This window comes from Virgibacillus sp. GM2-2 (assembly GCF_055329585.1).
The window spans coordinates 295,256-309,947 of the sequence record NZ_JBUZWC010000001.1; the positions used below are offsets into that span (position 1 = coordinate 295,256).

Here is a 14,692-nt window from a genome sequence, read left to right on the forward strand (position 1 = left end):
AAAGGACCAAATCAGTTTCGATTTGATCCTTTTCAATCCTTGCAATAATGCTACCAATACCTTCTCATTGCACATAGTTCTTTTTCATAAATCGTACCAGCTAGTTCGGTAATTTCGACCCATTTTCCATTTGTACGGGAATGAATCATTTTTCCATCTCCATAATAGATGCCTACGTGGTGTAGATTTCCCTTTCCTTCTTCATAGGCGAAAAATAATAGGTCACCTGGTAAAAGATCAGCCTTCTCGACAGGTTTACCGACTTCCGCTTGGTCATCAGCATCACGCGGGATTTGGTAGCCACATGCTTTATGTGTTGCATAGCTGAAACCAGAGCAATCATAGCCAAACGCGCTCATACCGCCCCAGAAATACGGAAGATCTACGAATTGCTCAGCCGCTTCGACAATCGCATTTCCGTCCTTCTTTTCTATTCCTTGCTTGGTATCAAAAATTTGCACCGCTTCATTTGGTAAAATTTTCGTACCATGTGGTGTAACGACTTCTACTTTTTTGGGATGCTCGTTTAATACAGGTAAACATGTCATATAGCTTAATCGCATAATTTTTTCGCCTTGGTCCGCTTCAAGCCATGTTTTCTTATCGATAACTGCGGCGGTCTTTGACTGATTCCAATAGCGTTTTTCAACTTCTTGTAGTTGATTTAACGGTACCCAACCAGGATAGCCCCGGTCGTCTTTTTTTGAAGGCTGGGTTGGAACAACGACATGGGCCCAATCCCCATCCGTTTCAATAATTTCAACCGCTTCCCCATATAATAGCTGGGACTGCACGCGATTTTCATCGCATAATGCTGTCTTTTGTTCGACCGATAGTTTTGATACCCAATCATCGATATCAGTTGGGTTTGTCAGCCCGGGTTCGTCTATCCCACGGGCAGATTCTTTCGACGTCCATACGGTTGCAACCTGTACTGCAGTAACCCATAGTGTATCTTTCTCATTAGTCATTGATTATTCTCCTTTTTGTACGACGAATTGATCGTGTAATTGTTTAATGCCAAGTCCTGAGGCTCTGTTTAGTTCGATATTTTTTCCGCTATATGTAATGCCACCATCGATTACATCACCAGTAAGCATGAGTGGGGCATCAAAATCAAAACGAGTGACATTTGATTGACTTGCCGCAAAATTAGCTGCAGCTGTTATACCAATCTTCGTTTCTATCATACTGCCAACCATGCATTCTACCCCATAAACAGCCGCAAGTTTAGCAATCTTAAGCGCTTCGTGAATCCCGCCAGCCTTCATCAATTTAATATTGATTAGATCTGCACTCCGCGTTTCCAAAATACGCCGTGCATCTCGGGCAGAAAAGACACTTTCATCGGCCATTATTAGGGTCTCCGTATTATCCGTTACATACTTCAATCCTTCGATATCATGTACCTTTACTGGCTGTTCCACTAACTCAATCGCTAGTCCGCGCGATTCCATCTCATTGATAGCATGAACTGCTTCTTTTGGTTTCCAGCCTTGGTTTGCATCCAGCCGAATCAGCACACCATCACCTATTTTTTCCCGAATTGCTGCAATACGCTTAATATCTGTTGCGATTTCATCTTTACCAACTTTTACTTTTAATACAGTAAATCCATTCGTACAATATTGCTGTGCATCGGAAGCCATTTGATCCGGGTCGTTGACGCTTACTGTATAATCTGTTTCAATTGCCTCATGGTAACCACCTAAGAATTGCGCTAATGGAAGGTTGACCAGTTGTGCAATACAATCGTGTAACGCAATGTCAACCGCTGCTTTTGCACTACTATTTCCAACTAGTACAGTATGTAATTTTTCAAAAATCTTTTCCCGATGCAGTAATGATTGACCAATTAATTGTGGAGCTAAAATTGTTGATATCGCATAATCCACGCTCGCAAGACTATCTCCTGTAATTACGTGGGTTGGTGGTGCTTCTCCGTATCCTGTTATCCCATTATCACAGGTAACTTTTACGACGATTGATTCAGCGACTGTGACGGTTCTTAATGCTGTTTTAAAAGGCGTATGAAGCGGTACTGCAACCTTTACTGTTTCGATTCTTTCTATATTCATTAGGCTTTACCCTCCAGTTCAAAATCTAGTATACTCCTGGTTCGATTTTCACCATTTTATCGTTTGTCGACATTGTGGCCATTACTCCAAGCGGAATTGCAAAGTGTGGTTGGCAATGTCCAATTTTAAACCCAGCCATAACTGGACCTTGTAAATCACCCAAATAATGATGAAAAACCTGTTCCAATGAAAGAGATGGCTTTTCGTCTTTTGGCTCTGCTTTCGCAAAATCACCGACAAGAATGCCTGATGTATCCGTAAGTTTACCTGCTTGTTTTAGCTGATTGAGCATACCATCAATTCGGTATGGTTCTTCATCGACATCCTCGATTAATAAAAATTTACCCTTTGTATCTATCTCAAATGATGTCCCTAGTGTACTCGCTAATAATGTTAAATTTCCTCCAACAATTGGTGCGGTAGTATCCCTAAAAGGCTTAATAACCGTTAAATTAGAGGCAATCTGTGAATAGATTAGCGTAGTCGGTTGAAACAGTTGATTGAAAAGGCGTAAGGACTTCTCATGAAAAGTGTCCTTGCCAATGTCTGAAGCCATCATTGGTCCATGGAAGGTTACGAGCCCTGTTGCTTGATGAATTGCCGTGTGTAAAAAGGTAATATCGCTGTAGCCCCACACGATTTTCGGGTTATTTCTAATAAGGTCATAATCAATATACGGGGCAATTCTCCCTGTTCCGTACCCCCCACATGCAAAAATAATGCCTTTAATCGATGGATCAGCAAACATATCATGTAAGTCACGCAGTCGTTGTTCATCCGTTCCAGCCAAATAACCATGAACTTGGTCGATGTGATCGCCAAGCTTCAAGCGTAACCCCATTCTTTTCATAATCGGAATTGCTTTTCTTAAGTTCACTTGATTTGGTGGGCTTGCTGGTGCGATAACACCAATTGTGTCACCAGGTTGAAGTCGTTGTGGACGTAGCATGCTAAGCCTCCTTTTTGGATTCCTTGCCGTACGTCTCCCAACCTATGAAAAGGACGTACGCATGGCAAGCTCTGTCATCACAAGCATCGCTTGATACGCTTCTAAAATATCCTTCGCTTCAAATAGAACTGTTGTCGTACCAGGCACAATCATTGTACCGGGCATTAGATTGGCCCATTCTGCTTGACCATAGTTCGCGAATTCGATTTTTAATGTTGGATTTTCCGGTGGTGTGAGCGGTTTGACATTATGCCGGTTTGCTAGCGCTTTTGTCACTCTTTCCGTTAACAACTCACCAGCCTTTTTAGGCGTTAAACTTTTAACAGCTGACCGTGAAATAGTCTGTTTAACAGCAGCAGTTGTAATGTTTGGGATTAGCTCCTCTGCTTCTTTAGCCGCTTGATCGTCACCAGCTACCATCAGTACTGGAACACCGAAATGGCCGGCAACATATGCATTGAATCCTAGTTCACCAATTACTTGATCATTTATATAAAAATTTCTTACAGCATGAATCATTGCGTGCGACATGACACCGAATTGACCAGCACGTGCATGGTATCCAACAAACATCACGCCCTCATACGAGCTATCCAGTCCTTGGACCATGGAAAAGGGCTTAACATCGCCAGTAATTAGTAGCGCATCAGGATGAAGTTGATCGATAAGTAAGTTATTCATTTTTGAATGGCTATCATTAATGAGTATTTCTGCGCAACCAAATTTATACGCAGCATCAATAACGTAGTTCGTTTCGTCCGTCATAATCTTTCGTGCTCGCTCATAGTTATGCTCAGACGAGTCAACATATGTATAGTCTGGCAAACCTGTTATTCCTTCCATATCAACGGATACATACAATTTCATTTGGGGTGATTCCTCCTTAGAATATTGATTGGTATACGAAGTTCATGTGTAAAAACTTTTTATTTTGAAAAAACTTTTTGGATTATGAATGTTATTATAACAATTTGGTTAAACTAATGATAATATTTTCTATAATCTAATTTGTTCCTTACCTTTCATTCGCGGACACAAGAGCTCTTAAATGTAGGGAAATTCCGGGATAATAGAACTTATCCGGACTCAGGATTCCTTATTGCATTAAATGAGGTGTAATTTTCCACGATTTTAGTTAAATAACGGCATCTGTGTTCACTAACACAAGTAAAAAGAAGGTTTTTAGTAAAATAGCGTACGCTGTATCCTATAAAATGAAACTTCATTCAGTACCCATAAAAGGCGGGATAAAAACCTAGGATACAAAAAAACAGATGAAGCATATACTAGCTTCACCTGTTGTAATGACAAATTTAAATTTAAGATAACTTAGCAACCATTGAACTATGATCACTACTTTGTTCTTGATACGAATTTACTACATCACCGTTTTCGTCGACACGCTCGATGTCGGCACCAAGTGATGCTAGCTTGCCTGCAAAATCTACATAGCCACGATCAAGATGCTTTAATTCGGTTACGCGTGTAAAACCTTCTGCTCGTAATCCAGCAATAATTAATGCTGCTGCAGCACGAAGATCAGTAGCTGCTACTTCAGCACCTTGTAAGTCTGTTGAGCCATCAATAATAACACTGCGACCTTCAATCTTCATTTTCGCATTCATTCGACGAAATTCTTCAACATGCATGAAACGATTTTCAAAAACTGTTTCCGTAATAACACTTGTACCTTCTGCGCATAGCATAAGTGCCATCATCTGCGACTGCATATCTGTTGGAAAACCTGGATGTGGTAATGTTTTAATGTCTGTAGATTTTAATACCTCTGGTCCGATTACTCGAATACCATCCTTTTCTTCTTGAACAGTAACATTCATTTCTTCAAGCTTGGAAATTACGGAACGCAAATGCTCACTCACTGCATTCTCGATTAAAACATTTCCGCCGGTAACAGCTGCTGCTACCATAAATGAACCAGCTTCTACACGATCTGGAATAATCGGATGTTCGGTACCACGTAAGTACTCAACACCCTCGATGCGAATGGTTTCTGTACCAGCACCAACAATGTTTGCGCCCATTTTGTTCAAATAATTAGCAAGATCCACTATTTCAGGTTCTTTTGCACAGTTTTCCAATATTGTTTTACCTTCAGCAAGTGCAGCAGCCATCATAATATTTTCTGTTGCACCAACACTAGGTACATCTAAATAAATCTTTGCGCCTTGTAAGCGACCTTTTACATTTGCTTCAACAAAACCATTGCCGACATGCACTTCTGCACCCATAGCCTCAAAACCTTTTAAATGCAGATCAATTGGACGTGAACCAATTGCACATCCACCAGGCATTGCAACCTTTGCATGGCCATAACGCGCAAGCAATGGACCTAACACTAATACAGACGCACGCATTTTACGAACATACTCAAATGGCGCCTCTGTTTTTAATGTTTTTGATGCATCCACTGTCACTGTATTATTTTCAAACTGTACATCAGCATTCATATTTCGTAACACTTCATTAATCGTGTAAACATCAGCGAGCGTCGGAACATCTGTAATAACGCTCTTTCCTTCACTTGCTAAAATACTTGCGGCGATAACAGGAAGGACCGCATTCTTGGCACCTTCAACCTTAACAGTACCATTTAGTTGATTCCCACCGCGTACGATGATTTTTTCCATAATCCAATCTCCTTATGTTCCAATTTCACTATATTAATATTCAGTAATCAGGATAGGTGTTCCTATCGTCAATTTTGTTTTCCCAGTTGTAGTATCTGTAATTGCAATATTTACATTCACGGGCTTATCCAAAATAATAAATTTCTGTTGCCATAGAGGTGTATACCCGTAAACCATTTTTTTATTCATTGATTTTTCAACGTTGTCAATTTGTGTCGTGATCTGTTGAAGTTGCAAACGATCCTTTAACAAATCGACCAAATAAACACCTTTAATTGTATCATCACTCTTAGTTGTCAGACAAGCAAATTTTGTGACATTTTTAGTGAAATATTGATGAAAAATCGAATTTTGTAGGAATAAGTACTTCTTTTTAACGGATTTATTCCATTTTTGACCAGATAGTACAGCTACCAACTCTGGACGATAGTTACTATTTTTTGGAATTATTACGTTATAATTTTCGACAATTCCTGTCTTTTTTTGTACGTTCCTAAAAGAGTATTTTATAACATTTTCATCTTCCGAATAAGAGTCTAAATAACTATTTTTCCATTGGTCGACCAATTCTAGTAATCTATCCTTTGCCATGTTTTCTTTGAACGTAACCTGCCACTTGTCAATCTGGAGATTGGATTCCGTTGTTATACCGGCTAACTGTGTCATCTCATCGCTTGAAGGTATTTTATTATTGGCTGAAACATGATTGGCAATTAGTAAAATAAGTATAAAAATGAATGCAATTTTTTTCATGAAAATATCCCCCTTATTAATCTATGTTTCTAGTATTAACAAGAGGGATGAAATTCATACGGTTATTATTTAAACAATACTTCAAAAACGCTTTTACAGAAATACAACATGCTTTACGTACGAGTCTGAGAGGTTTAAAAACCTTAAAACAAAAACGTTAAATTACGTGACCAAGCTAGAATCTCGAGGAAGAATCGGCTTACTCCAGATCCTACGGCTATGGAAATAAATAAGAGCAATATTCTAGCCTCTGTAATACGTCCTTTTCGAATTAACGGATCAAAATTTACGGTTTGCATCACTCGCCATGTAATCGCAATAAAAATGAAATGAGATAGTATACTGATTAGTGCATCTTGTCCAATAGAAGATAACATCGTTTCGCTCCTTATTTTTTGGTAAAAACCGATCTTATGCATGTCCATTAGCTACTTTGCCATTAAAACTTTATTATGTCAACGATAGGGACTGTATGAAGATAGTTCGAATGCGAATATCGAGGAAAATAATGTCGATATTTCCCGGGCAATAAACGAATAATAATGTCAAAGGTTGAATAATATCGACATCTGAATGTTTAATTAAGTTTTAACCTGGAGAAGAATAAGCTGTTGAAGGTCTTGCGGTCTTTAGAGCTGATTCAGCATTTCTGGGGCATGGTTCAGCATTTTCGAATAGTGGTCCGGTTTTTTTAGTTGCAACTTCGGCTTTTTTGAATAGCGGTCCGGTTTTTTTGGTTACAACTTCGGCAATTACGGTTGCTGGTCCGGCATTTCTACCTCCGTTAAACATTTAGACTTCAGCATTCTCCCCACTCATACAACAGAAAAATTAAAAACCTCCCACAAATAGTGAGAGGTTTTAATTCGTTAGCGAGCAACGTCCAAGCGGTTCATTGCTCGTTTGAGTGCTAATTCTGCCCGTTGGAAGTCGGTGTTGTCTTGCTTGGTTTGAAGGCGTTGTTCTGCACGTGTTTTTGATTGTTCTGCACGTGCCACGTCAATTTCAGAAGGTTTCTCCGCAGATTGAGCTAGTATTGTAACTTTATCTGGGCGTACTTCTAAAAATCCTCCACTGACAGCAATTCGTTCCACATCATTTCCGCGCTTTAATCGTACAGCGCTTATCGTTAGTGGAGCTACTAATGGGATATGTCCTGGAAGAATTCCAAGCTCCCCATATTCTGCTTTACAGCTGACCATTTCAAAACTATCTTCCAATACTGGACCATCAGGAGTAACAACACTCACAGTTAGTGTTTTCAATGCAACCCCTCCTAGCGACTGGCATGTGTGCGGGACAAAATCCGATCAGGCGGGACTTTGTCCGTTTGGCAATAAAGCCTCTACACAAATGCGAACTTGTCGTTTTATTCCATTCCTTTTGCTTTTTCAACTACTTCTTCAATACGTCCAACTAGGCGGAATGAATCCTCTGGTAAATCGTCATGTTTACCGTCCAAAATTTCTCTGAAGCCTTTTACAGTTTCTGCTAAAGGAACATATGAACCTTTTTGACCAGTGAACTGTTCAGCTACGTGGAAGTTTTGAGATAAGAAGAATTGAATACGACGTGCACGAGATACCGTCAATTTATCTTCTTCTGAAAGCTCATCCATACCTAGGATTGCGATAATATCTTGAAGTTCTTTATATTTTTGAAGTGTACGTTGAACTTCTGTTGCCACTTCATAATGTTCATTTCCAACAACTTCTGGGTCAAGTGCACGAGAAGTTGATGCTAGTGGATCCACCGCAGGGTAGATACCTTGCTCGGATAATTTACGATCCAAGTTAGTTGTTGCATCTAAATGGGCGAACGTTGTCGCTGGTGCAGGGTCAGTGTAGTCATCGGCAGGTACATAGATAGCCTGGATTGATGTAACAGACCCTTTATCAGTTGATGTAATACGTTCTTGTAATTGTCCCATTTCTGTAGCAAGTGTTGGTTGGTAACCAACGGCAGAAGGCATACGTCCAAGTAGTGCGGATACCTCTGAACCTGCTTGTGTAAAACGGAAAATGTTATCGATGAAGAACAATACGTCTTGTCCTTGCTCATCACGGAAATATTCAGCCATCGTAAGTCCTGTCAATGCAACACGCATACGCGCTCCTGGTGGCTCGTTCATTTGTCCGAATACCATAGCTGTTTTCTTAATAACACCTGAGTCGCTCATTTCAAAGTAAAGGTCGTTACCTTCACGTGTACGTTCACCAACACCTGCGAACACGGAAATACCACCATGCTCTTGCGCGATATTGTTGATAAGCTCCTGGATTAGTACGGTTTTACCTACACCGGCTCCACCAAATAAACCGATTTTACCACCTTTAATGTATGGTGCTAGAAGGTCTACTACCTTAATTCCAGTTTCTAGGATTTGTGTTTCTGTAGCCAAGTTTTCGAATTCTGGTGCCTCACGGTGAATTGGATCGCGACGAACGCCAGTATCCATTGGTTCATCTAGATCGATGTTGTCACCTAGTACGTTAAATACACGTCCTAACGTTTCTTCACCAACTGGCACAGTAATTGGTCTACCTAAGTTGTTTACTTCCATTCCGCGCATAACACCGTCTGTTGATTGCATGGCAATGGTACGAACAGCATTGTCACCAAGATGAAGCGCAACTTCTAGTGTCAATACGTTCACACTTGCATCATCTTTAGCAGCAAGTTTAATTGTTAATGCATTATAAATATCAGGGAGATTTCCGTCTTCGAATTTAACATCGATAACCGGTCCCATGACTTGTGTAACCTGTCCTTTGCTCATCGATTTCCCTCCTTACTAACTTATCAATTGGTCAAAGAGCTATTCTAACGCAGCTACCCCACCAATAATTTCAGTAATTTCTTGCGTAATAGCTGCTTGGCGTGCACGGTTATAAGATAATGATAAATCTCCAATAAGTTCATCAGCATTATCTGATGCACTACGCATTGCAGTCATACGTGCTGCGTGTTCACTTGCTTTTCCGTCAAGTAATGCTCCATAAATTAAGCTCTCTGCATACTGTGGTAAAAGCACTTCTAAAATCTTTTCTTGATCTGGCTCATATTCATATTGACTAATACTACTGCTTTCTTCTCCAAACGATGTTAGTGGAAGTGCTTTTTTCGACGTAACCTCTTGTGTAATAACACTCACAAAGTGGTTGTAGAAAATGTGTAGTTCGTCAATATCTTCATTAATAAATAGTTGCACCGTTTCAAAAGCTAATTCTTTAATATCTGCAAAATCTGGCTGATCAGCAATACCGATAATATGTTTCGTAATTGGCATATTACGTTTCTTGAAAAACTCATAGCCCACACGACCAATAGCAATAATCGTGTACTCATCTTTAGACTTGTGATTAGCAGTTATTGTCTGATGTAGCTTTCGAAGAACACTACTGTTGTAAGCACCAGCAAGACCACGGTCAGATGTTATAACAAGATAACCTGTTTTTTTCACCTCACGTGCTTCAAGCATTGGATGATTAGCACTAGCGTTATTTTGTGCAATATTCGCAACGACCTCTTGTATCTTTTCACTATAAGGTACAAATGATTTAGCATTTTGCTCTGCACGATTCAATTTCGAAGCAGAAACCATTTGCATTGCCTTTGTAATCTGTTTCGTTTTCTTTGTTGAATCGATCCTACTTTTAATATCTCTAAGTGATGCCAAGCTGTTTCACCACCCTTTCATTCAAAGGTTGCTTGCATTTATCTTGTTAGCTTGTAGAAAGCGACTGAAACTCTATTCGGCCGCTCTATCTACTTTGCTATTAATTACTAGGTAAAAATGATTTTTTAAACGTTTCAATTGCATTATTCATGTCTTCTGCTTCTGGTAATTTTCCTGTTTCACGAATTGTCGCAAGTAGTTCCTTACCATTTTCATCAAGCCATAAGTGGAATTCTTCCTCGAAGCGAGTGATGTCCTCTACAGGGATATCATCTAAGAATCCTTTTGTTAATGCATAGATAATCATTACTTGTTTTTCAACTACAAGTGGTTTGTGTAAGCCCTGTTTTAGTACTTCTACTGTACGCTCACCACGGTTTAGTTTCGCTTGTGTAGCTTTATCAAGGTCAGAACCAAACTGTGCGAAAGCTTCTAGCTCACGGTAAGACGCAAGGTCTAGACGTAGTGTACCAGCAACTTTTTTCATTGCTTTAATTTGTGCAGAACCACCAACACGTGATACCGATAATCCGGCGTTGATTGCTGGACGAACACCTGAGAAGAATAAATCTGACTGCAAGAAAATTTGTCCATCAGTAATCGAAATTACGTTGGTTGGAATATAAGCAGAAATATCGCCTGCTTGTGTTTCAACAAATGGTAGTGCAGTTAATGAACCGCCACCTTTTGCATCACTAAGCTTTGCAGCACGCTCTAATAGACGTGAATGCAAGTAGAATACGTCACCTGGGAATGCTTCACGACCTGGTGGACGACGTAATAGTAGTGAAAGCTCACGATAAGCTACCGCTTGCTTTGATAAGTCATCATATACAACTAGTACGTGTTTACCGTTGTACATGAATTCTTCACCCATTGATACACCAGCATAAGGTGCTAGGTATAATAGTGGAGCAGGATCAGATGCACCTGCAGTTACAACGATTGTATAATCTAATGCTCCGTAGCGGCGTAGTGTTTCAACTGTTCCGCGAACGGTAGATTCTTTTTGACCAATTGCAACATAGATACAAATCATGTCTTGGTCTTTTTGATTAATGATTGCGTCAACTGCAACAGTTGTTTTACCTGTTTGACGGTCACCGATGATTAACTCACGCTGTCCACGCCCGATTGGCACAATTGCATCAATCGCTTTAATTCCTGTTTGTAATGGTTCATCAACTGATTTACGATCCATTACTCCTGGAGCTTCAGATTCGATTGGACGAGTTTTTGTTGTTTCAATTGGACCTTTTCCATCAATTGGTTGTCCTAGCGGGTTAACAACACGACCAAGTAATTCCTCTCCAACAGGTACTTGCATAATACGTCCTGTACGACGAACTTCATCGCCTTCTTTAATTTCTGTGTATGGTCCAAGAATTACTATACCGACATTGCTTTCTTCAAGGTTTTGCGCAAGTCCCATAACACCGTTAGAAAATTCAACAAGCTCTCCAGCCATAACATTGTCAAGACCGTGAGCACGCGCGATACCGTCACCAATTTCAATAACGGTTCCGACGTCACTTACTTCAATATCAGAATCGAAATTTTCGATTTGCTGTTTTATCAGTGAACTGATTTCTTCAGCTTTGATGCTCATACCATTTCACCCCTATCATCATTTGTTTGCAGTTACGATGCTCCGTTCGATGCGTTTAAGCTTTCCGCTAAGGGAACCATCATAAATGGTGTTTCCTATACGAAGTTTTAAACCACCAATAATCGAAGAGTCAACTTTATTTTCAATCTTAATTTCCTTCTTATTAAAACGTTTTGCGAAGGTTTCGCTAAGCTTTTGAATCTCAATATCAGATAGCGCTCGCACTGAATAAACTGTAGCTTTAGAGATTCCGTTTGCCTCATCCGTTAATCGAATGAAATGTTCCAAGACAAGCGGCATTAGATTAATGCGATTACGTCCTACAAGTAACTTCATCGTATTTAACATATCAGCTGATAACCCTTGAAACACTTCACTTATGAATTGTTTTTTCTTATCATTTTCCACACGTGGGTGTGAAAGGAAAGTCAGTACTTCTTTATTTTGACCAAAAACTTCTTGCAAGACACTAGCTTCTTCTTCGAAAGTAGCTAGTGTTGCTTTTTCTGAACCAAGTTGAAAAAGAGCCTCTGCGTAACGTTTAGCAACTACTGCTTCACTCATCGCTCTTCTCCTACCTCTTGAATATAATCATTGATCAGCTTCTCTTGATCTTTCGCATCAATTTCTTTTTCAATTACCTTACTTGCTATAAGTACTGATAATGACGCCACTTTATCCTGTAATGCTTGAATGGCTCTCTCTTTTTCATTCCGAATTTCTTCTTGAGCTGAAAGTTTGATACGTTCTGCTTCTTGACGCGCAGATTCGATAATTTCTTGTTCTCGCTTTATACCGATGTTTTTCGCATCTTCAACTATTTTCTGTGCTTCTTCTTTTGTTTCACGAAGCTGCTCAGCCGCCGCTTTAGACGCTCGCTCTGCTTCAGCACGATTTTGCTCTGCAATTTCAATTTCATTTGCTACATATTCTTCACGCTTTTGCATCATTCCCATTACAGGGCCCCATGCATATTTTTTAACTAAGAATAACAAAACGATAAAGAAGAATAATTGGGTCAGCATGTCACCGACATGAAGTCCTCCTATTGCAGCGTTTAGTGTAGAAAACCCAGTGAATGCTTGCACAGAATTCACTCCTTTCATCTTACTTTATGGGCGTTATATTTTTACTAAATGTTTAATTTCAATTTAATTGTGGTATTAAAAAACATGGCGATATGCCAAGCTTTAATCGCGGAAGTCTTTGTTGCATTTAAAATGATACCCGTAGATACTTATTTTCCTATCAGTGTAAAAATAAGGGCGAAGATTCTGTTGGTAGACATTCTCCGCCGTTTATTAAACTCTAGCTCGCCCTTTGCCTAGTCTTTTACATAAGTCGACATCGAATCGCTTATAGAATGGCAGACTCGGGCACTTACGTTTTTTTATTACATTACTAGTAAAGCGATAACTACTGCTATGATCGGCATTGCCTCAACTAGACCTACACCAATAAACATTGTTGTTTGAAGTTGGCTTTTTAGTTCTGGTTGACGAGCAATCCCCTCAACTGTACGTGATACGATCATACCGTTACCTACACCAGCACCTAGTGCTGCTAGTCCTACTGCTATTGCTGCTGCTAATGAACCCATAATATAAATCCTCCTCGAAGTATGTTTTAATATTTTTAATTCCTGCTTCTACAGTCAAACTGCTAAGCGGGTTTGATACACAATTTTTACTTGATCTTAATGATCATTACTTACTTTGTGAGACATGTAAACCATAGTCAACATGGTGAAAATAAATGCTTGAATTCCACCAATGAACAGACTAAACCCTTGCCATGCTAACATCGGTATTGCACCACCAAGGAAGCCTAAGATACCTGAAGCAGTTAATCCTGCTAGTAAGCTTAGTAAAACTTCACCTGCATAAATATTACCAAATAGACGAAGACCAAGCGTTAGCGTATTTGCAAATTCTTCAATTATTTTAATAGGTAAGAATACAGGGAAAGGTTTCAAGAAATCTTTAGCATACTCTTTTCCACCTTTTAGTTTAATTCCATAAAAATGTGTTAATAGGATTACCATTGCTGCTAGTGAAAGTGTTACTCCTGGATCAGATGTAGGTGATTTCCACCATAGATCATGTCCAAACACCGCCATAAATGCTACTCCTAATAAATTACTAACCAAAATGTATGTGATAAGTGTTAATCCTAGCGGCAAGAAAATCTTACCTGTCTTCCAATCCATTGTGTCGTTAATAATACTTTTTACGAAGTCCACTACCCACTCCATAAAATTCTGCGTTCCACTAGGTTTCATTTGGAGACTTTTGGCACCTAAAACTGAAAGAATGAATACAATTGCGGAAGCAACCGCGATCATTAAGACATTGGAAAGGTTAAAATCGAGCCAAGATATACCAAGTACATCTTCAACTATTGGTGCTGTATGGTTCACGTTTAATCACCCCTCTCTCGAGCATTAATCTTTAGATCTGAATACCATAAAATCTATCACAATGACAATATAGGATGTCATTAGACCAATTATTACGGCTATGGTGTGGAAATAATCTTCAAAGCGAAGTGTTATGATAACTGCAAATGCGACGGCAGCCAATCGCGATACAGTACCAATTCCTTTTGCGGATTGCTTATTTGCTACGGCCTCTCCAAAGTCGTAAATCTTCTTTTGCAAAATCCATAAATTATAAAAGCTAACTACAGATCCTAAAAGAAGTCCGAGGAAGATACTAAGATAGGGTGTGAACCCAGCTCCAAGTACCAATATTGCGAGAAGGTAGAGCATCCACTTGCGTTGTCGGGGTATCATATTTTCGTATTGATTCATGATTTTTTGCCCCCGTCAAAGATAGCCTTGAATTCTACCTTTAAATAGTAGGTTCTTTTGATGAACATTGTAACAATTTGTCCGAGAAATTTTTGCTACCATTATAATCCCGGAACAATTAACCATGTTGGCTAATTGCAAGATTCTTGCTCATATGTTATGAA

General features: G+C 39.5%; 17 protein-coding genes. All 17 read right to left on the minus strand.

The window, feature by feature from the left end; all coding sequences use genetic code 11:
- Nucleotides 1–50: 50 nt before the first annotated feature.
- Entirely contained in the window at nucleotides 51–971 is a 921-nt protein-coding gene (locus ACY9Z2_RS01275; protein WP_463607783.1) for a C40 family peptidase, read from the minus strand.
- Nucleotides 972–974: 3 nt separating this feature from the next.
- The gene (locus ACY9Z2_RS01280) at nucleotides 975–2,078 is read right to left on the minus strand and encodes a dipeptide epimerase (protein WP_463607784.1); all 1,104 of its coding nucleotides are present in this window, start codon (nucleotides 2,076–2,078) and stop codon (nucleotides 975–977) included.
- 25 nt (nucleotides 2,079–2,103) lie between these two features.
- On the minus strand, nucleotides 2,104–3,027 hold the full coding sequence (locus ACY9Z2_RS01285) for a S66 peptidase family protein (protein WP_463607785.1): 924 nt from the start codon (nucleotides 3,025–3,027) through the stop codon (nucleotides 2,104–2,106).
- Between the two features lie 42 nt (nucleotides 3,028–3,069).
- On the minus strand, nucleotides 3,070–3,894 hold the full coding sequence (gene dppA / locus ACY9Z2_RS01290) for a D-aminopeptidase DppA (RefSeq protein ID WP_463607786.1): 825 nt from the start codon (nucleotides 3,892–3,894) through the stop codon (nucleotides 3,070–3,072).
- A gap of 452 nt (nucleotides 3,895–4,346) precedes the next feature.
- A complete protein-coding gene (gene murA / locus ACY9Z2_RS01295; protein ID WP_463607787.1) occupies nucleotides 4,347–5,675 on the minus strand; it encodes a UDP-N-acetylglucosamine 1-carboxyvinyltransferase in 1,329 nt (442 codons plus the stop codon).
- Between the two features lie 33 nt (nucleotides 5,676–5,708).
- Nucleotides 5,709–6,428 (minus strand): YwmB family TATA-box binding protein, encoded by a 720-nt coding sequence (locus ACY9Z2_RS01300; protein WP_463607788.1) that lies wholly within the window; start codon nucleotides 6,426–6,428, stop codon nucleotides 5,709–5,711.
- Nucleotides 6,429–6,571: 143 nt separating this feature from the next.
- The gene (locus ACY9Z2_RS01305) at nucleotides 6,572–6,805 is read right to left on the minus strand and encodes a DUF1146 family protein (RefSeq protein WP_463607789.1); all 234 of its coding nucleotides are present in this window, start codon (nucleotides 6,803–6,805) and stop codon (nucleotides 6,572–6,574) included.
- Nucleotides 6,806–7,016: 211 nt separating this feature from the next.
- Nucleotides 7,017–7,220: a hypothetical protein gene (locus ACY9Z2_RS01310; RefSeq protein ID WP_463607790.1), complete on the minus strand. Its 204-nt coding sequence runs from the start codon at nucleotides 7,218–7,220 to the stop codon at nucleotides 7,017–7,019.
- A gap of 77 nt (nucleotides 7,221–7,297) precedes the next feature.
- The gene (locus tag ACY9Z2_RS01315) at nucleotides 7,298–7,693 is read right to left on the minus strand and encodes a F0F1 ATP synthase subunit epsilon (RefSeq protein ID WP_463607791.1); all 396 of its coding nucleotides are present in this window, start codon (nucleotides 7,691–7,693) and stop codon (nucleotides 7,298–7,300) included.
- A gap of 104 nt (nucleotides 7,694–7,797) precedes the next feature.
- A complete protein-coding gene (atpD, locus tag ACY9Z2_RS01320; RefSeq protein ID WP_463607792.1) occupies nucleotides 7,798–9,207 on the minus strand; it encodes a F0F1 ATP synthase subunit beta in 1,410 nt (469 codons plus the stop codon).
- 39 nt (nucleotides 9,208–9,246) lie between these two features.
- Nucleotides 9,247–10,107: an ATP synthase F1 subunit gamma gene (gene atpG, locus ACY9Z2_RS01325; protein ID WP_463607793.1), complete on the minus strand. Its 861-nt coding sequence runs from the start codon at nucleotides 10,105–10,107 to the stop codon at nucleotides 9,247–9,249.
- Between the two features lie 100 nt (nucleotides 10,108–10,207).
- Nucleotides 10,208–11,716, minus strand: a complete 1,509-nt coding sequence (gene atpA / locus ACY9Z2_RS01330) for a F0F1 ATP synthase subunit alpha (protein WP_463607794.1) — start codon at nucleotides 11,714–11,716, stop codon at nucleotides 10,208–10,210.
- An 18-nt stretch (nucleotides 11,717–11,734) separates the two neighbouring features.
- Nucleotides 11,735–12,280 (minus strand): F0F1 ATP synthase subunit delta, encoded by a 546-nt coding sequence (locus ACY9Z2_RS01335; protein ID WP_463607795.1) that lies wholly within the window; start codon nucleotides 12,278–12,280, stop codon nucleotides 11,735–11,737.
- On the minus strand, nucleotides 12,277–12,804 hold the full coding sequence (gene atpF, locus ACY9Z2_RS01340) for a F0F1 ATP synthase subunit B (RefSeq protein ID WP_463607796.1): 528 nt from the start codon (nucleotides 12,802–12,804) through the stop codon (nucleotides 12,277–12,279). Before atpF ends, ACY9Z2_RS01335 begins: the two co-directional genes overlap by 4 nt.
- 305 nt (nucleotides 12,805–13,109) lie before the next feature.
- Nucleotides 13,110–13,316 carry a F0F1 ATP synthase subunit C gene (gene atpE, locus ACY9Z2_RS01345; protein WP_089530638.1) on the minus strand — a complete coding sequence of 69 codons (207 nt, stop codon included), beginning with the start codon at nucleotides 13,314–13,316 and terminating at the stop codon, nucleotides 13,110–13,112.
- A gap of 96 nt (nucleotides 13,317–13,412) precedes the next feature.
- Entirely contained in the window at nucleotides 13,413–14,135 is a 723-nt protein-coding gene (gene atpB, locus ACY9Z2_RS01350) for a F0F1 ATP synthase subunit A (RefSeq protein WP_463607797.1), read from the minus strand.
- A 24-nt stretch (nucleotides 14,136–14,159) separates the two neighbouring features.
- On the minus strand, nucleotides 14,160–14,528 hold the full coding sequence (locus tag ACY9Z2_RS01355) for an ATP synthase subunit I (RefSeq protein WP_463607798.1): 369 nt from the start codon (nucleotides 14,526–14,528) through the stop codon (nucleotides 14,160–14,162).
- Nucleotides 14,529–14,692: the final 164 nt, after the last annotated feature.

Bases quoted from the DNA above. Each gene is read 5' to 3' on its own strand.
- ACY9Z2_RS01275 (WP_463607783.1), bottom strand. From the start codon at position 971: ATGACTAATGAGAAAGATACACTATGGGTTACTGCAGTACAGGTTGCA.
- ACY9Z2_RS01280 (WP_463607784.1), bottom strand. From the start codon at position 2,078: ATGAATATAGAAAGAATCGAAACAGTAAAGGTTGCAGTACCGCTTCAT.
- ACY9Z2_RS01285 (WP_463607785.1), bottom strand. From the start codon at position 3,027: ATGCTACGTCCACAACGACTTCAACCTGGTGACACAATTGGTGTTATC.
- dppA (WP_463607786.1), bottom strand. From the start codon at position 3,894: ATGAAATTGTATGTATCCGTTGATATGGAAGGAATAACAGGTTTGCCA.
- murA (WP_463607787.1), bottom strand. From the start codon at position 5,675: ATGGAAAAAATCATCGTACGCGGTGGGAATCAACTAAATGGTACTGTT.
- ACY9Z2_RS01300 (WP_463607788.1), bottom strand. From the start codon at position 6,428: ATGAAAAAAATTGCATTCATTTTTATACTTATTTTACTAATTGCCAAT.
- ACY9Z2_RS01305 (WP_463607789.1), bottom strand. From the start codon at position 6,805: ATGTTATCTTCTATTGGACAAGATGCACTAATCAGTATACTATCTCAT.
- ACY9Z2_RS01310 (WP_463607790.1), bottom strand. From the start codon at position 7,220: ATGTTTAACGGAGGTAGAAATGCCGGACCAGCAACCGTAATTGCCGAA.
- atpD (WP_463607792.1), bottom strand. From the start codon at position 9,207: ATGAGCAAAGGACAGGTTACACAAGTCATGGGACCGGTTATCGATGTT.
- atpA (WP_463607794.1), bottom strand. From the start codon at position 11,716: ATGAGCATCAAAGCTGAAGAAATCAGTTCACTGATAAAACAGCAAATC.
- ACY9Z2_RS01335 (WP_463607795.1), bottom strand. From the start codon at position 12,280: ATGAGTGAAGCAGTAGTTGCTAAACGTTACGCAGAGGCTCTTTTTCAA.
- atpE (WP_089530638.1), bottom strand. From the start codon at position 13,316: ATGGGTTCATTAGCAGCAGCAATAGCAGTAGGACTAGCAGCACTAGGT.
- ACY9Z2_RS01355 (WP_463607798.1), bottom strand. From the start codon at position 14,528: ATGAATCAATACGAAAATATGATACCCCGACAACGCAAGTGGATGCTC.